Below are 15139 nucleotides of genomic sequence, written 5' to 3' on the forward strand. Positions count from 1 at the left end.
TGTTCTTTATGTTCATCAAATCTCTAAACTTAAATATGAAGCTTTGCTCGGTAAGGCTGGGCGTCTCATTGCTGCTTTTGGCCTTTGGACTGGCCATCTTCTTGTATCTGGAATCTTCTGGCGGAGGGCTGGTAATTGGAGCAGGCTTCACCTGTATATTTTTTATGATTGGAGTGCACCAGATGTTAAAGGGTTTCGGAGCGCTTTACATCGGCAGCCTGTCAGGGGATGAGGCGCACAGCGTCATGGCTCTGCCGCTTTCTGCAAAGCAGATGGCAGCAGGTAAGATCATAGCAGGAGGTCTTTGGATAGCGGCATACAATGGGCTTATCGCTGTACTGTTGGTGCTGGAGCAAAATGGAATCAGCTATTTGGGATTTTGCACCACATTAAATGATTTTGTCGATTATCTGACGATCAGGGGGAACAGCCCCCTCGCAGTGGGTTTCATTTTCTTTCTGACGCCCCTCTGCGGGCTGCTGTCTGCCCTGGCTGTCAGCGCCATGTTTTTGTGGATTTCTTTAATAGCAGGTGACAAAAAGGGCGTGCGATATGGATTGTATCTGCTCTTTTTAGGGGCAGTTTTCGGAATCCCTTTTTTCTTCGCCTGGCTGTTTTGGCAGTTTGGCTGGAGATGCAGTATGCTGCTAGTGACAGTTTGCTGTTTTGCAATAATCCTGTGCGCAGGCGGACTGCTGTATCGGTACGCTTGTCGCTATCTGGGTCAGCGCTATGATTTGAGAGGTGAGGAAAGGAGTCTGGATTCGAGATGAAAAAGAAAAATACCTGGCAGTTTCTTCTGTGCGGCGCCCTGCTCTGCTGCAGTCTCTATCTGGGCATCAGGGCGGCTGCGACAGCTTTTGACAGAAACGCAGAGATGAAAGAAGTGAATCGGCTGGCCTGGACGCTGCACCCCTGCGACATCGGAAATGACTTTCGGATCATCAGATACGACGACAGGTATCAATTGTTTTTGGCGGACGGCGTGGTGGATTATACAGGCGGCAGTGAGGACGGACGGCCGATTACAGAAACGGGGGAGTTCATGACTGACCCAGAGAAGTATGCGCAGCTTGATGACCTCTATCTGAAAGCATCCCAGAGGGGAAAAGACGGCAAAAATCGCTTCGGCTGCCTGCGATATGACGGTTCCGTCGCGATTCCTTTTGAGTATGACGGATTGGAAGGTTTTGTGGGCGATTACTGTATCGTCTGGAAGATTCCAAAGCTGATCGTTATCAACAAAGACAACGAGGCCGTCTATACTGCACCTGACAGCAGCGGCCTGAAATGGCTTGCAGAAGGGGTTTTCTCCGCAAAGCTGCAGGGGAAGAGGGAAATCTTCCGAATCATAGAAGGCAAGGCAGTGCCGACAGAAGCCGATTCGTCGGCTGGCAGTGAAAAAGCGGCTGGGGAACTGCCTGCTTTTCGAAATGGGATTCAAATCTTTGCAAAAGATGAAAAGTACGGGCTGAAAGGTGAGGACGGAAAAATTCTTGCCGGAGCGGTGTTTGACAGCCTGCAGTTTGCCGGAGATCGTTATTTGATCGCAGTGTATCGCGGGAGATATGGCATCGCAGATACTAGTCGCTAGAAAACTCATGAGGTGAAGCCATGCTGATGAAGATGATAAGACTGGATTATATGAATGTTAGGAGGGAGCTGCCCGCTTCTGTGGTTATGATGGCTGGCGCGGTGATCGTTTCTTTGGGCGGTGATGCGAAAGGAACTGCGGTGTTGATGCAGGGCATCCTGGTTCTGCTTGCCGCAATTTTGATCTTGATGGGTCTGAACCGACTGGTCGGCAGCGCTATGTTTGGAACGGAAGGTGCCTTCCGCCTTCTGCTGCCGGTGGATGCCAGGGCGAGGACTCTTTCGAAAGCCCTCATCGGCGGACTGTGGCTGGGTTTGCTGCTCAGTGTGGTCCTGCTGCTGACAGCGGCAGGCTATGCCGATTACGATGGTTTTCACGCTGTGAGAATGCGTTTTATGGAACGGACGGTCCTGTATCTCCTCTCCATCGGTTTTTCGCCTCTGACAGCGGGAATCTCCATGGCTTTGGTGCCGCCAGCGCTGGTTTTGATCGGCAGCAGCTTCTGTATGGGTATCATGATCCTGCAGATCGAGATCAACTCCATGGTGCTCAAGCGGTTCAAGGGATTGGGGATTTGGATCATCACCCTTTTTGGCGCAGCCATCTTTGGGGGACTGTTCGCAGGTCTTGGCCTCTTGCTGGAGAAATTGGTGCTGCTGCATTTGGGCGGACTGTGGCTGCTGTTTGCGGGCCTGGGTCTTTTATGGGCTTTCGCGTACAGTTTATACCGGGGATGCGCCCGCATGATGGATCGAAAGATGAATTTGTCCTAGGAGGTTTTGTCATGGAGAAAAAGGGGAAAAATTGGACAGGTTTGCTGGCTGCGGCTTTGATTCTGATCGGCGTTGCTGCTTTTGCAGGCTTTCACCAGGCGGCAAAATGGCAGGAATCGGTCCGAGAGGAGATCCAGCGCCTGGATTGGGCTGTGCCTATGGGTCATTATGACAGCCTGGGCGGATGGGTTGCCTTCAAAGACGGTGAGCCTTATTTCCCATACGCTGTAAAGGAGGCAGACGGTTATACAGAAAAAGTAATCGACACAAAGGGACAGGATTATGATAAAGATGCGTTGATCTTTGATGTGGATGACGAAGACGAAGTCGATTATGAGACGCAGAGAAAAGAAGAGGGCTATCTCTTCCCTGCGGATGCTTACTGGTCTGATGATTGGGATCACGATGACATGATCTGCGGCGCGAAGCTTTTGGAGTCCGAGAATATCCTCTTTGAAACGGATCAATTCTGCAGTATTGAGGAGATCGGCGCAGGTTATTATCAGGCTTCGCTGGTGGAGCGGCAGTATAATAATGACGTGAAGGTAATTTTGAAGAACGACGTTACCCCGGCCTTTGGCGGAAGCGTCTATCTGCAAATCGGTGGTTACAGCGAAGGCCTGTGCTACTGCGAAAAGGTTGCCAATGGCAATATGGACAACGTGCCTCTGCATATGAAAATAGAGAAAGGTTATTATGATCGAAATGGCCGGCTGGTCATTCCCACGGGTGACAGTGTGTATGGGACGCAGTTTTATGAAGACCGTGCCGTCGTATACGAGGAAGAAGCCGTTTATGTAATTGACAAAGATGGGCATAAACTGCTGGAGAAGCCGCTGAGAAAGACAATCATAGAAAATCAGACCTGGGATGAGGCTTATAACAGCACGCCTCATTGGAAAGACCGATTTGTCATCTTTGACGGCAAGTATTACGGAATTATGGATGTTGACGGCAATTGGCTGGTCAAACCGATGTTTTATAATTTGATTGCAGATCATAAGGACTTTTTTACGGTTTATTTTGGCGATAAAAAGGGGATTGTGGATTTGAGGAAGGGGTGAAGGACATGATGCAGATCATCGGCTGTGACTTGACACGAGAAGGAGGCAGAATGATCGGGACGACGGTTTTGGCGTTCCTTGCGGGACTGATCACCAGCCTGGCTGACGGTGATGCATTCAGTCTGTCTCTGGGGACAGGGCTGCTGATACTCACGGTGATCTTGCTCGCTGTACGGATTCTGCGCCTGTATCAAAAGAGTCTCTTTACGGAAGAAGCGCATTTTCTGATGACGCTGCCTATGCCGGCAAAGGATTTGCTGAGGGGCAGGCTCGCCGTAGGCATCATGTGGATGTCCATGGCAGAAATTGCCTATTGCAGCCCGATTCTTTTAAGTCTTTTATACAATGAAGCGGATGCTTTTGAACAGGATAAGATGCAGGTTATCATCTATTGGATGATGGAAAGAGAGAGCAGCACAGTGGACATCACTGTGCTGGCAGCGCTGCTGGTGCCGCTGATTCTCATCGCTGACGGATTGCTCTGTTCACTGACATTATATCTGTGTTTTTTGAAGAACAATGGGAATAAGAAAGGGGTATTGCTGATGATTGTTGGCACAGCTGCAACGGCGGGGCTGCTGGGGCTTGCCTTTGTGACACTGCTCGAGAAAGGCAGTTTTCCCTTTGGAATGCTCTACGCTGTGGCGGCGGGCGGAGCCGTCATGACGGTGCTTCTGTTCAGGCGCTGCAGGGCATTGCTGGAAACAGGGCATGATGTGGCGTAAATGGGATTGGCGTTTCGCAGTATGTCCACCTGCATAGGGGAGGGGGGTATACTGCGAACTGTCTTGACAATAGGGTTAGGTTTTTTGACGGGATTTGAAGAGATTCGCGTAACTGAAAGGCGATTTTAACAACAAAAGAGGGTCGTATTTGCTTAGAAAAGAGACAAATACGACCCTCGGTTATTTTTTTGATAAATTTATAACCGGATAAATAGATTTTGTGAGGTGAAAAGTAACCGAACCTGCATGATACCCCTGGAAAAACACGCTGATCTTCAAGACAGTTACGCGGGAGCGGGCTGATTGACCACAAAAAACCTAACTTTAATGTCGAGGTCAGACGGCATTTTGCTGAACCAGACTCCAACTATTTTTTGATGCTTGCGAGATAGGCTTTGATGGCGCTGAAACTTTCGTCGCTGAGGCAATGCTCAATTTTGCAGGAATCCTCAAAGGCGGTATCTCTGTCCACTCCCAGGGCGATCAGCGCTTCTGCGATGACGTTATGCTTATCGTAGGTTTTTTCTGCAATAGCCCGTCCTTCCGCTGTCAATTCGATTTGTCCGGCCTCATCGACGGTGATAAAGCCATTTTCTCTGAACTTTTTCATTGCAACACTCACTGTCGGTTTGGAAAATCCCAGTTCTGTGGCAATGTCGATGGCTCTGACAGATCCATTTCTCTTTTTCAATATATATATGGTTTCGAAATAATCTTCTGCTGACTGTTGTATTTTCATAAGAATTCTCCTCTCCTGTCAATAAATTATTTTAACATATAAAAAATGTATTGACAAGATGGTTAGCTTGTGCTAACTTATATACAGAAGTTAGTTACCACTAACTGGAAGGGAGACAAAAGGATGAGCGTAGTGATAATTGGCGGCAACGAACGCATGAAACGACAGTACGAAGAGATATGTGAAGACTACGGATGTACTGCAAAAGTATATACGAAAGAAAAAGGTGCAATCAAGAAAAAAATTGGTACTCCTGATTTATTAATATGCTTTACGACGACAGTCTCACACAAAATGGTCAATGTTGCAAAGCAGGAATCAAAACGGGGAGGATTCCCCATTGAACATTGTCACAGCAGCAGCGGGTCAGCGCTGGCAGAAGTATTGAAAGCAAGGACCCGTTTTGTTTAACAGATGAGTTAGTCATGGCTAACAAAAGTGTGGACTTAGAAATTATTTGTATCACTGTGTTGGAACTTTAAAATATACGCAGCCCGCAGGTTAATGCGCGCAACGGACAGGACATGAAGGAGTAAAATATGATGCCTTTATCAATGGCGAAAATGGGTGAAACCGTAACAATTAAGAAGATCGGTGGAAAAGATGAGGTGCGCCAGCACATGGCGGAATTGGGTTTTGTTGTAGAGGAGAAAGTCACTGTCGTAAATGAGATGAACGGCAACTTAATCTTACAGGTAAAAGACAGCCGAATTGCATTAGGAAAAGCTTTGGCTGCTAAAATAATGTTTTAATCAAAATACACCAGGAGGTAATCAAGTGAACACATTAAAAAATGTTAAAGTCGGCGAGACCGTATCTGTAACTCGAATTAACGGCGTTGGTCCGACCAAGAGAAGAATCATGGATATGGGCCTGACGAAAGGTGTAGACGTCTATGTACGCAAAGTCGCACCGCTGGGAGATCCCATCGAACTGACAGTCAGAGGCTATGAACTTTCCATCAGAAAAGCGGACGCCGAAATGATTGAAGTGCAATAACATTTAAGAAAGAATAGAGAGGAGAAAAAGAATGGAGTATAAAATCGCCCTTGCAGGCAATCCGAATAGTGGTAAAACGACTTTGTTCAACAACTTAACGGGAAGTACACAGTACGTCGGCAACTGGCCTGGCGTAACAGTAGAGAAAAAAGACGGAAAACTGAAGGGTAATAAAGAAGTCATTATACAGGATTTGCCTGGTATTTATTCACTGTCACCTTATACTTTGGAAGAAGTTGTCTCAAGACAATATCTCGTTACTGAAAAACCTGACGCAATTTTAAATATTATTGACGGAACGAATATTGAAAGAAACCTGTACCTGACTACACAGCTGATTGAACTAGGAATTCCTGTTTTAGTCTGTGTAAACATGATTGATCTGGTTAGAAAGAACGGCGACAGAGTCGATTTGAAAAAACTGGGCAGCAAGCTGGGCTGTGAGGTCATGGCAATCAGCGCGCTGAAAGGAGAGGGTTGTATTGAAGCTGCCAACAAAGCAATTGCTATTGCGAAAGCACATAAGAAGGTCGACATGCCTCATGTATTTACAGGCAGTGTAGAGCATGCCATCGCCCATATTGAAGAATCGATAACAGATAAAGTGGATACAGAGTTTTTGAGATGGTACGCGATCAAAATTTTTGAAAGAGATGAAAAGGTGCTCCAGCAGCTTCACTTTGACGACCGACTTTTGGCCCATCTGGAAGAACATATTGCGGACTGCGAAAGGGAACTTGACGATGAAGCGGAGAGCATCATCACCAATCAGAGATACTCGTACATCAGCAAAGTCGTAGATGGGGCCGTAGAGAAGAAACAGAGGAGAGAGAACATGACTCTTTCCGATAAAATAGACAGAGTCGTAACAAATAGAATTCTAGCTTTGCCTATTTTCGCGGGAATCATGTGGCTCGTCTATTATATATCCATGGCAACTGTCGGCGCCATGGCGACAGACTGGACCAACGACGTTCTCTTTGGCGATGTGGTGCCGCCGGCAATCACATCATTCCTGGAAGGCATCGGCTGTGCGGACTGGCTGATCAGCTTGATTGTGGACGGCATCGTAGGTGGTGTCGGCGCTGTGCTCGGGTTCGTACCGCAGATGCTGGTATTGTTCTTGCTGCTGGCCTTCTTGGAGAGCTGCGGTTATATGGCGAGAATCGCTTTCATCATGGATCGGATTTTCCGCAGATTCGGCCTGTCCGGCAAATCCTTCATCCCGATGCTGGTAGGCGTAGGCTGCGGCGTGCCGGGTGTCATGGCTTCGAGAACCATTGAAAACGACCGGGACAGAAAGATGACCATCATGACGACGACCTTTATCCCTTGCGGAGCAAAGATGCCTATCGTCGCTTTGATTGCCGGCGCTTTGTTTGAGGGTAGCGCCTGGGTGGCAACCAGTGCTTACTTCATCGGTGTAGCAGCGATTATCATCTCCGGCATCATCTTAAAGAAGACCAAAATGTTCGCAGGGGAACCGGCGCCATTTGTCATGGAACTGCCTGCATATCATATGCCGACCATCGGAATCGTTCTCAGAAGTATGTGGGAGAGAGGCTGGTCCTTTATCAAAAAAGCAGGTACCATCATCCTGCTGTCAACGATCCTAATCTGGTTTCTGTCCAACTTCAGTATGCAGGGGGGATTCCACATGATCGATGATGTTCTGGAACAGGATACGACCCTCCTAGCCGGACTGGGATCTCTCTTGGCTTGGGTTTTCGCCCCGCTGGGATTCGGAACATGGAAAGCAGCTGTTGCAGCGATTACAGGACTGGTAGCAAAAGAAAACGTCGTAGGTACCTTCGGTATCCTTTACGGATTCGCAGAGGTCGCAGAGGACGGTGCGGAGTACTGGGGAACCCTGGCCGCGGACTTCACGGCAGCGGCGGCATTCTCTTTCTTGGTCTTCAACCTGCTGTGCGCGCCTTGCTTTGCGGCCATGGGCGCCATCAAGCGTGAGATGAACAACAAGAAGTGGTTCTGGTTTGCCATCGGATATCAGACGGTCTTCGCCTATCTCATATCCCTCTGCGTTTACCAGTTCTGGACGCTCGCGACTGGCGGCGGATTTGGCATCGGCACAGTGGCTGCCCTCATCGTTCTTGTTGGCATGCTGTATCTGTTATGCAGACCTGCGCCAAAAGAAGAGACGCTAAATCAGGCCATGCCGCTGACAAAGCGGAAGGCCGCATAGGGGAAGGGGGATTTTATGAATGTTTCGACAATGCTTGTACTGCTGGTGGTGGCAGCCATCGCAGGCTTTAGTATCAGATCGCTGGTCAAGAGCAAAAAATCCGGCAAGGGCTGCGCTGGCTGCAGCGGCGGCTGCAGTCACTGCAGCGATCAAAACTCCGAATGCTCTAAATAAAATCCTATAGTCGATGTGTGCCCTCTCAACAAGAGGGCACACATCTGACTTTTCTCAAATAGAAGGAGTGTCACCCAGATCAGTATTTTATCTGGGTGACACTCCTTTTTGATATGTCCTGATTATTAACTCTTCGGCATGATTTGTTTTGTCGTGTATATAGACATTTCCAGGACTTTCATATAAAATTTAGAGAATCGCAGTAACGATTAGAATCATATAACAAGGGAGAGAGAAACATGCTATTCGCAATTATTCAAGTCATTTACGATAAAATTTCAGACTTAGCAAAAGAATACAGAAACATGATGTTATCGTTGTCTTATTCGATTCTAAAGGATTACCAATATGCTGAAGATATCACGCAGGAGGCGTTTTTGATTCTGTCTCAAAACATGGATAAGCTGGATAATATTTATTCTGCACGTAGTAGGAATTACGTGTATACGATCACAAAAAACTTGACGATTTCAAAGTACCGCAGTCTAAAAAATGAAAATATGGTCCAATCGGATGAAAATAATTCGTTAAATAATATAGAAGGATCCTTAGATATAGAGGCTTTTGGAAATGAATATGGTTTTAGTGAGAAAATCATAAATGCATTGGCAGAACTAGATGAACTTGACAGAGACATCCTCTGCTACAAATACGGCGCAGGCTATACTGGCAAAGAAATTGCCCAATTGATGAACAGTAATCCTGACTCTATCTATAAGAGAATGCAGAGAGCCATAAGCAAGCTGAGGGAAATCATAGAGGAGATGGAGAGGACAGAAAAATGAATAGCAAAAGAGAAGCGAAAAAGATATTGAAAGCCTATGGGAAAGCTGCTTATCAAGAACGAGTCAAATACGTGGATTCTTTCTCCGAAGAGAAAGCCGCGTTTCTTCGGAAAATCAGTTATCGACGTGTGATGAAGAGATGTATGCTTGTGGCGCTGATTTTGATATTGACATTTTCACTGCTCGTAATAGGCGCAAATGCCCTGGGCATAAAATTTCTCAACCTGTCTATTTTTGAAACGGATACGCATAGCGAGATAACGGGCAATCAAGGGAACAAGACTGCTGATGCAGGAGAGGTAAAGTTTTATAGGCCGGATTATATACCAAAGGGATACAGCTTAGTCGAAGAAGATGGAATTGAAGACATCAAAATGACTTACATATATAAAAATAATAAAGATGAATACCTATATATTAATGAAAGCGTAGAAGATAAATTCAGTCATCAGATTGACAATGAAGATTGTGAAATCAGCACGGAAACGATATTGGACATGGAGGTGCGCGTATACCGATATAAAGAGCCTGCTAACAGCTGTATCTATATCATGAAAAAAGGAAATCTGTATATTGAGATATCAGGTAACCTGAAAGATGATGAGATGAAAAAAATTATTTACAGCCTAAAATAAATAAGATAAAAAATTTTTGTTTGTCCAATTTCCTTGAGATTTTACGTTAAGCCTATATAGAAAAATATCAAGGAGGAATGAAAATGCGAAAAATGATTAGTATCGGGTTGGCTGCTGTGATGCTGTTGAGCAGTTTCGGCTTATGTTTTGCTGCAGAAGAGACGAGTGCTTCAGTTGAAGAAATCAGCCCAAGATTTGCTGCTGTGCGTGATGTAGAAAGTAATGTTGTCATAACTGGAGGGAACGCACTATTTTATGTGAAAGTTATGCCGAAATCTTCAACTTCTATCAGTTACATCAATGTCACCCTGAAGCTGGTCAACAGCAGCGGAACTGTTTTAAAGACTGTGACAGACAAGGTGTATTTTTCGAATGGCTATTTTAAGTTGTCTAGTAACAAGACTGTCAGCAGAGGAACCTATCATGCGGAATATACCCTGAAGGTTTATAAGTCCGGAAGTCTTGTGGAAACAATAAGCGGAAAATCTTTGAGTGAGAAATATTAACTGTTTTTCTGACTTTGAAGTGCAGGAACTCTAGGCAACAAAAGAACACAATACTGACACCATCCAAACAATCCATGGACTATTTGGATGGTGTCAATTTGCATGAGAAGCTATCCCTCAAGGGGCATATACTTCTGGTTGTCGTGATAAAATGTCTTAAAACTTCAGTATTTCAATTATTTAGCAGTCTCAAATTGTGCCACATACTTTTGCTAGATCCCGAGAAAATTGTCCTTACCCTATATTTCTAATGCTTCAGAAACTTTCACGCCTCTCGAGAGGGCGTTTAATGTTCCAGAAGATGCCAGAAGACAGTTCGTGGCTTCAGTTTATTCTACATAATACCTAATCTCGCAGATCAAGCGGTGGTTGTAAGTGCTGTCGAACATCAAGATATCAGCAGATACACCTAATATTTGTGTTAAACTACAAAAATTTTTAAGCGACATCCCTTTGGCGCCACATTCTATATCTCCAATAAACTTACATGATACATCTACTTGCTCTGCCAACTGCTCTCGTGTCAAATTTAACATTTCTCGATATTTGCGAATTCTTTCTCCCATTTCTACTTGGTCCAATTGTTGTAATTTCATTTCTGTAACCTTTATCCTTTCTATTATTAAAAAGGGTATGGTTTTAAAACGCAAAAGATATTCAGCGCAGACTAAGACCTCTTACATTGTGTGTTTGACGAAAGCGTATAAGGCAAAATATCCCCTATATATAAACGAAAATATAGTGATGGATTGGACAAAAAAGTTTTTAATTCCTTGTGACATTTTACCTCTGTCAAAGGTATAATAAGTGAAATGCATTTCAAGAGGACAAAAGGAGAGGGCATGAGATTTGATATAGATGAGATATTTGAACGATACAAGGATCACATCTTTGCGATTGGGTTCAACTATTTTCAGAATTCCATCGATGCAGACGACGTGGTGCAGGAAGTTTTCTATAAACTATATAAAAGTAATAAGGACTTTGAGAGTGAGGACCACCTGCGCAATTGGCTGATCAGGGTGGCGATCAACGAATGTAAGCGGGTCACCTTGTCCTCCTGGTTCAAGAAGAAGGAGCCGTTGGAGGACTACGCCAAGACACTGGTCTGGAACGATCCGGAGGAGAGCGAAGTATTTTTGGCAGTGATGAACCTGCCAAAAAAATACAGGACTGTCATCCATCTATATTACTATGAGAACTATTCGATCAAAGAAATTGCCGACCTTTTGGGAATGAGCAGTACGGCCGTCAGCACCCAATTACTCCGCGGAAGAAAAAAATTAAAGGAAAAACTATTGGAGGTATGGAAAGATGAATAACATGGGACTTTACAAAAAGACATTTTCGAGGCTTCATGCTTCCGGCAGTTTGGATTTGGAGGTAATGGAGATGAAGAAAAGAGGAACAGGATTCCGATGCAGAAGAAGTCTGCTGGTATTTACTGCAATTATGACGGTGATGCTGGCCATGAGCGCTATTGCATATGCTGCGGCTGGCGATAAGATCGTGGAGCGGGTCAAGGTCTGGCTCGGCAGCGAGAGCGTGGATCTGAAGGAGGGAGAAATCAGTCAGAACGAGGACGGAGATTTTGTCATCAAAATCAAAATCGATGATAAGACTTATAAGGCTGATTAGAACTGAGCAGAAGAAAAAACGATGAACACGAGGTCGTAAAGTTTCTTGAGTTATAGACTTTACGGCCTTGTTTTTTATCTGCAGTTGAAGCCGGACGACAGTATGAGGTCAAAATAAATTCCATTGACATAACTACAGCCATGATATTAAAATCTATTTAATCAGATGCATCTTATAGGTAGTATGACGAGGTTGAAAAAATGGACAGAATAGATTTTACTGTGATGAGAGAACAGATTAACAGTGCTTTTAGCGGATTTGCAGTCATTGATGAAGATGGAATTATCAAGAACGTAAACCGCTCTTTTGAGCGGAATTTCGGGCTCTCTGCCGCTGCAGTCATCGGCAGGCCGCTTGATATCATCGTTCCAGAGTTTAAGCTGCAGAAGCAGGTGACCGATGGCGTATTTGAAACGGAGATAGAGGGCCAATGCTATTACCTAATTCCAACAGAGCTTTGCAGCGGGGAAAACGGTCATTGGATGGGGATCTCCTTCATCAATGTCACTGTCAGCGGAGAACTGGCGGCAAAGCTGAAAGATGAAAGAAATCTGAATGCAGAGCTGGCCGAAATCCTGGAAGGGTCTTTTGACGGCATTTTGGTAACTGATAAGGACGGTAAGATCCTTTTTGTCAACAGCTCGTATGAACGTGTGGCAGAGATTAAGAGAAGTGACATGGAAGGAAAGTCTATGCGGGATTTGATCAATCCTGTCTGGATGCCCAATTCTGTAGCTTATGTAGTGGCAGAACAGAAAACGACTGTATCAAAGAGGCAGATTGTCAAATCGGGGCGCCATATCATGGTGACTGGGAAACCTATTTTCGACCGAGATGGTGAAATTAAAAAAATCGTCATCAATGCACGGGACATCACAGAAATCTATGATTTGTCGGAAGAACTCCAAAAGTCGAAGTCAGCGGAAAAACTCTATATGGAGCGGCTTTCGGACTTTTCACAGATGAATCAGAAGGCGTCTCCGATCCTGGCAGTGAGCAAAGAAATGAAAGACGCCCTATCTCTGGCAGAGAAGGTGGCAAATTTCCAGGCTACGGTACTCATTTTGGGAGAATCGGGCGTCGGCAAGGAAGAAGTCGCAAAGTTCATACACAAAAACAGCATGCGCAGGGACAAACCTTTTATCGCCATCAACTGCGGGGCGATACCAGACAATCTCTTGGAATCTGAACTTTTTGGCTACGAAAAAGGGGCTTTTACAGGGGCAATCAACACTGGCAAAGAAGGACTGCTGGAAGCCGCAGCAGGCGGAACTGTATTCCTGGACGAAATCGGTGAAACGCCTTTGGATTTTCAAGTGAAGCTGCTGCGGTTTTTAGAGAGCAAAGAAATCCGACGTGTCGGTTCCAACCATTCAAAAAGCGTGGACGTGCGGGTGCTTGCGGCGACCAATCGGAACTTGGAGACGATGATAGAAGAAGGAACCTTCCGACGGGATTTATATTACCGGATCAACGTGGTGCAGATTGAAGTGCCGCCCCTGCGAAAGCGAAAGGAAGATATCGTGCCCTTGGCATCCTTCTTTTTGCAGAAATACAATCAAAAGTACGGGCAGGAAAAACTGCTGACCATGGAATTGGTTGACGAGTTGGAAAAATACCAGTGGGTGGGAAATGTGAGAGAACTGAAAAATGTCATCGAAAACATGGTTATCGTCAGCAATAACGAGTATCTGCAGACGGAGGACCTGCCTTGGGATGTGAAGGATAAAAAGATGCAAAAACGGAGGCTGATTGATGAAATCTCTGAACAGGATCTGACACTGGGAGAAGCTGTCGCAGAACTGGAAAAGCAAATTTTGCTGCGAACCAGAGAAACCTGCAGTTCGACCAGAGAGATGGCTGTCAAATTGGACGTGAATCAGTCCACCATTGTCAGAAAGATGCAGAAATATAACATAGGATAACCCCCGCAAATATGCATAAATGTAGCAGTAGATGCGTTGACGCATCGAAAGAGGAGGCGCAGAAGAAAAGACGGATGATTTCCGTCTTTTTCTTTTTTTGATAAAACCTCTGAATTTGCAACGATAAGACGCAGGCGATGCAGAAAAGACAGAGAGGAAGAGAACTTGGCACGATTCTTGTTATAAATAGAAATAAGGAATTCTCAGATAAGAACAGGAGGAGAAAGATGGAATTTACTTATTCAAGAGAACAGGAAATGGTAAAGAAGATGCTGAAAGAATTTGCAGAAAACGAAATCGCACCCATTTCAGCAGAAATTGACGAAAAAGCAGAGTATCCATACGAGACGATAGCCAAGCTGGGGGAGCTGGGACTGATGGGCATGCCCTTTCCCCAAAGCTATGGCGGCGCCGGTACGGATTACCTCACATACATCATGGCTATTGAAGAGATATCCAAGGTAGACGCTGCCCATGGCGTCATCATTCAGACCCATAATGCCCTTTGCTGCTGGCCTATCTTTACTTACGGCACAGAAGAACAGAAACAGCAATATCTGCCTGATCTTCTTTCTGGCAAGAAGCTGGGAGCTTTTGGACTGACGGAACCCAATGCGGGAACCGATGCAGCCGGGACGCAGACAAAAGCTGTACTCGATGGAGAGGAATGGATTCTCAACGGAAGCAAGATCTTCATTTCTGGCGGCGGTATTGCAGACGTTTACATCATCATGGCGATGACAGATCAGTCAAAGGGAACCAAGGGCATCAGCGCCTTTATCGTAGAGAAAGGTACACCGGGCTTTACTGCTCCGAAACACGAAAACAAGATGGGGATCAGAGGTTCTATTGCGGCGGAACTGGTATTCGAGGACTGCCGTATTCCGAAAGAAAACCTCCTTGGCCAGGAAGGCAAGGGCTTCAAGGTTGCCATGAGTTCGCTGGATGTGGGCAGGCTCGGCATTGCCGCACAGGCCTTAGGCATCGCACAGGGCGCTTTTGACCAGACCGTCGCCTACATGAAGCAGAGGAAACAGTTTGGAAAAACACTGGACAAGTTCCAGGCGCTGGCTTTTGAAATGGCCTCCATGAAGACCAGAATCGACGGCGCCAGATATCTTCTCTACGACGCCTGTAATACCAGAGACAGAGGGCTTCCGGCTACGGTAGCTGCGGCAGAGGCAAAGCTGGCCTGCTCTGAGGCGGCGATGTACGTGACGACCAAAGCAGTGCAGTTCCACGGCGGCTATGGATACATCAAAGATTATCCCGTAGAGAGAATGATGAGAGACGCTAAGATTACGGAAATCTATGAGGGCACATCGGAAGTCATGAAGATGGTCATGGCCGGAGAGATCTTTAAGTAATGATACGACTGG

At 45.7% G+C, this 15139-nt stretch carries 19 protein-coding genes; 17 read left to right on the forward strand and 2 right to left on the reverse strand.

Annotated features, from left to right (window positions below; all coding sequences use genetic code 11):
- Nucleotides 1–8 precede the first annotated feature (8 nt).
- Genes BN6539_RS15685 through BN6539_RS15705 form a run of 5 tightly spaced genes read left to right on the forward strand, consistent with a single transcriptional unit; the run spans nucleotide 9 to nucleotide 4156 of the window.
- Nucleotides 9–773 carry a hypothetical protein gene (locus tag BN6539_RS15685; RefSeq protein ID WP_067540671.1) on the forward strand — a complete coding sequence of 255 codons (765 nt, stop codon included), beginning with the start codon at nucleotides 9–11 and terminating at the stop codon, nucleotides 771–773.
- The gene (locus BN6539_RS15690) at nucleotides 770–1594 is read left to right on the forward strand and encodes a hypothetical protein (protein WP_067540674.1); all 825 of its coding nucleotides are present in this window, start codon (nucleotides 770–772) and stop codon (nucleotides 1592–1594) included. The genes BN6539_RS15685 and BN6539_RS15690 overlap by 4 nt, the downstream gene beginning before the upstream one ends.
- A 26-nt stretch (nucleotides 1595–1620) precedes the next feature.
- Nucleotides 1621–2367, forward strand: a complete 747-nt coding sequence (locus BN6539_RS15695; protein WP_148484498.1) for a hypothetical protein — start codon at nucleotides 1621–1623, stop codon at nucleotides 2365–2367.
- Nucleotides 2368–2378: 11 nt separating this feature from the next.
- On the forward strand, nucleotides 2379–3431 hold the full coding sequence (locus tag BN6539_RS15700) for a hypothetical protein (protein WP_067540680.1): 1053 nt from the start codon (nucleotides 2379–2381) through the stop codon (nucleotides 3429–3431).
- The gene (locus BN6539_RS15705) at nucleotides 3428–4156 is read left to right on the forward strand and encodes a hypothetical protein (RefSeq protein ID WP_207645107.1); all 729 of its coding nucleotides are present in this window, start codon (nucleotides 3428–3430) and stop codon (nucleotides 4154–4156) included. The genes BN6539_RS15700 and BN6539_RS15705 overlap by 4 nt, the downstream gene beginning before the upstream one ends.
- A 367-nt stretch (nucleotides 4157–4523) precedes the next feature.
- Here the strand turns inward: BN6539_RS15705 and BN6539_RS15710 are convergent, their stop codons facing one another.
- Nucleotides 4524–4895 carry a metal-dependent transcriptional regulator gene (locus tag BN6539_RS15710; protein WP_067540686.1) on the reverse strand — a complete coding sequence of 124 codons (372 nt, stop codon included), beginning with the start codon at nucleotides 4893–4895 and terminating at the stop codon, nucleotides 4524–4526.
- Between the two features lie 123 nt (nucleotides 4896–5018).
- Between BN6539_RS15710 and BN6539_RS15715 the strand changes: the two genes are divergently transcribed.
- The 8 genes from BN6539_RS15715 to BN6539_RS15745 all read left to right on the forward strand — a co-directional run bounded on the left by BN6539_RS15715 (nucleotide 5019) and on the right by BN6539_RS15745 (nucleotide 10197).
- Nucleotides 5019–5306: a DUF2325 domain-containing protein gene (locus BN6539_RS15715; protein ID WP_067540689.1), complete on the forward strand. Its 288-nt coding sequence runs from the start codon at nucleotides 5019–5021 to the stop codon at nucleotides 5304–5306.
- A 128-nt stretch (nucleotides 5307–5434) separates the two neighbouring features.
- Entirely contained in the window at nucleotides 5435–5647 is a 213-nt protein-coding gene (locus BN6539_RS15720) for a FeoA family protein (RefSeq protein ID WP_067540692.1), read from the forward strand.
- A 25-nt stretch (nucleotides 5648–5672) separates the two neighbouring features.
- On the forward strand, nucleotides 5673–5894 hold the full coding sequence (locus BN6539_RS15725; RefSeq protein ID WP_067540695.1) for a FeoA family protein: 222 nt from the start codon (nucleotides 5673–5675) through the stop codon (nucleotides 5892–5894).
- A gap of 31 nt (nucleotides 5895–5925) precedes the next feature.
- A complete protein-coding gene (gene feoB, locus BN6539_RS15730; RefSeq protein WP_067540698.1) occupies nucleotides 5926–8097 on the forward strand; it encodes a ferrous iron transport protein B in 2172 nt (723 codons plus the stop codon).
- Nucleotides 8098–8112: 15 nt separating this feature from the next.
- Nucleotides 8113–8271 (forward strand): FeoB-associated Cys-rich membrane protein, encoded by a 159-nt coding sequence (locus tag BN6539_RS21955; RefSeq protein WP_074038135.1) that lies wholly within the window; start codon nucleotides 8113–8115, stop codon nucleotides 8269–8271.
- A 239-nt stretch (nucleotides 8272–8510) separates the two neighbouring features.
- A complete protein-coding gene (locus BN6539_RS15735; protein WP_067540701.1) occupies nucleotides 8511–9056 on the forward strand; it encodes an RNA polymerase sigma factor in 546 nt (181 codons plus the stop codon).
- On the forward strand, nucleotides 9053–9691 hold the full coding sequence (locus BN6539_RS15740; RefSeq protein ID WP_067540704.1) for a DUF4367 domain-containing protein: 639 nt from the start codon (nucleotides 9053–9055) through the stop codon (nucleotides 9689–9691). The genes BN6539_RS15735 and BN6539_RS15740 overlap by 4 nt, the downstream gene beginning before the upstream one ends.
- Nucleotides 9692–9774: 83 nt before the next feature.
- Nucleotides 9775–10197, forward strand: coding sequence for a hypothetical protein (locus BN6539_RS15745; RefSeq protein WP_067540707.1), 423 nt, complete (start codon nucleotides 9775–9777; stop codon nucleotides 10195–10197).
- A 329-nt stretch (nucleotides 10198–10526) separates the two neighbouring features.
- On the opposite strand, the gene BN6539_RS15750 is transcribed toward BN6539_RS15745, so the two are convergent.
- Nucleotides 10527–10793 (reverse strand): helix-turn-helix domain-containing protein, encoded by a 267-nt coding sequence (locus BN6539_RS15750; protein ID WP_067543422.1) that lies wholly within the window; start codon nucleotides 10791–10793, stop codon nucleotides 10527–10529.
- 246 nt (nucleotides 10794–11039) lie between these two features.
- Here BN6539_RS15750 and BN6539_RS15755 point away from each other — a divergent pair, with 246 nt between their 5' ends.
- The 4 genes from BN6539_RS15755 (at nucleotide 11040) to BN6539_RS15770 (ending at nucleotide 15127) form a co-directional block, all read left to right on the forward strand.
- Nucleotides 11040–11519, forward strand: coding sequence for an RNA polymerase sigma factor (locus tag BN6539_RS15755; RefSeq protein ID WP_067540710.1), 480 nt, complete (start codon nucleotides 11040–11042; stop codon nucleotides 11517–11519).
- Nucleotides 11512–11835, forward strand: a complete 324-nt coding sequence (locus tag BN6539_RS15760; protein WP_067540712.1) for a hypothetical protein — start codon at nucleotides 11512–11514, stop codon at nucleotides 11833–11835. The genes BN6539_RS15755 and BN6539_RS15760 overlap by 8 nt, the downstream gene beginning before the upstream one ends.
- A gap of 200 nt (nucleotides 11836–12035) precedes the next feature.
- On the forward strand, nucleotides 12036–13760 hold the full coding sequence (locus BN6539_RS15765; protein WP_067540714.1) for a sigma 54-interacting transcriptional regulator: 1725 nt from the start codon (nucleotides 12036–12038) through the stop codon (nucleotides 13758–13760).
- A 227-nt stretch (nucleotides 13761–13987) separates the two neighbouring features.
- Nucleotides 13988–15127: an acyl-CoA dehydrogenase gene (locus tag BN6539_RS15770; protein ID WP_067540717.1), complete on the forward strand. Its 1140-nt coding sequence runs from the start codon at nucleotides 13988–13990 to the stop codon at nucleotides 15125–15127.
- The last annotated feature ends 12 nt before the right edge of the window (nucleotides 15128–15139 follow it).

This window comes from Emergencia timonensis, from assembly GCF_900086585.1.
GTDB lineage: Bacteria > Bacillota > Clostridia > Peptostreptococcales > Anaerovoracaceae > Senimuribacter > Senimuribacter timonensis.

Bases quoted from the DNA above. Each gene is read 5' to 3' on its own strand.
- BN6539_RS15685 (WP_067540671.1), top strand. From the start codon at position 9: ATGTTCATCAAATCTCTAAACTTAAATATGAAGCTTTGCTCGGTAAGG.
- BN6539_RS15690 (WP_067540674.1), top strand. From the start codon at position 770: ATGAAAAAGAAAAATACCTGGCAGTTTCTTCTGTGCGGCGCCCTGCTC.
- BN6539_RS15695 (WP_148484498.1), top strand. From the start codon at position 1,621: ATGAAGATGATAAGACTGGATTATATGAATGTTAGGAGGGAGCTGCCC.
- BN6539_RS15700 (WP_067540680.1), top strand. From the start codon at position 2,379: ATGGAGAAAAAGGGGAAAAATTGGACAGGTTTGCTGGCTGCGGCTTTG.
- BN6539_RS15710 (WP_067540686.1), bottom strand. From the start codon at position 4,895: ATGAAAATACAACAGTCAGCAGAAGATTATTTCGAAACCATATATATA.
- BN6539_RS15715 (WP_067540689.1), top strand. From the start codon at position 5,019: ATGAGCGTAGTGATAATTGGCGGCAACGAACGCATGAAACGACAGTAC.
- BN6539_RS15720 (WP_067540692.1), top strand. From the start codon at position 5,435: ATGATGCCTTTATCAATGGCGAAAATGGGTGAAACCGTAACAATTAAG.
- feoB (WP_067540698.1), top strand. From the start codon at position 5,926: ATGGAGTATAAAATCGCCCTTGCAGGCAATCCGAATAGTGGTAAAACG.
- BN6539_RS21955 (WP_074038135.1), top strand. From the start codon at position 8,113: ATGAATGTTTCGACAATGCTTGTACTGCTGGTGGTGGCAGCCATCGCA.
- BN6539_RS15735 (WP_067540701.1), top strand. From the start codon at position 8,511: ATGCTATTCGCAATTATTCAAGTCATTTACGATAAAATTTCAGACTTA.
- BN6539_RS15740 (WP_067540704.1), top strand. From the start codon at position 9,053: ATGAATAGCAAAAGAGAAGCGAAAAAGATATTGAAAGCCTATGGGAAA.
- BN6539_RS15745 (WP_067540707.1), top strand. From the start codon at position 9,775: ATGCGAAAAATGATTAGTATCGGGTTGGCTGCTGTGATGCTGTTGAGC.
- BN6539_RS15750 (WP_067543422.1), bottom strand. From the start codon at position 10,793: ATGAAATTACAACAATTGGACCAAGTAGAAATGGGAGAAAGAATTCGC.
- BN6539_RS15755 (WP_067540710.1), top strand. From the start codon at position 11,040: ATGAGATTTGATATAGATGAGATATTTGAACGATACAAGGATCACATC.
- BN6539_RS15760 (WP_067540712.1), top strand. From the start codon at position 11,512: ATGAATAACATGGGACTTTACAAAAAGACATTTTCGAGGCTTCATGCT.
- BN6539_RS15765 (WP_067540714.1), top strand. From the start codon at position 12,036: ATGGACAGAATAGATTTTACTGTGATGAGAGAACAGATTAACAGTGCT.
- BN6539_RS15770 (WP_067540717.1), top strand. From the start codon at position 13,988: ATGGAATTTACTTATTCAAGAGAACAGGAAATGGTAAAGAAGATGCTG.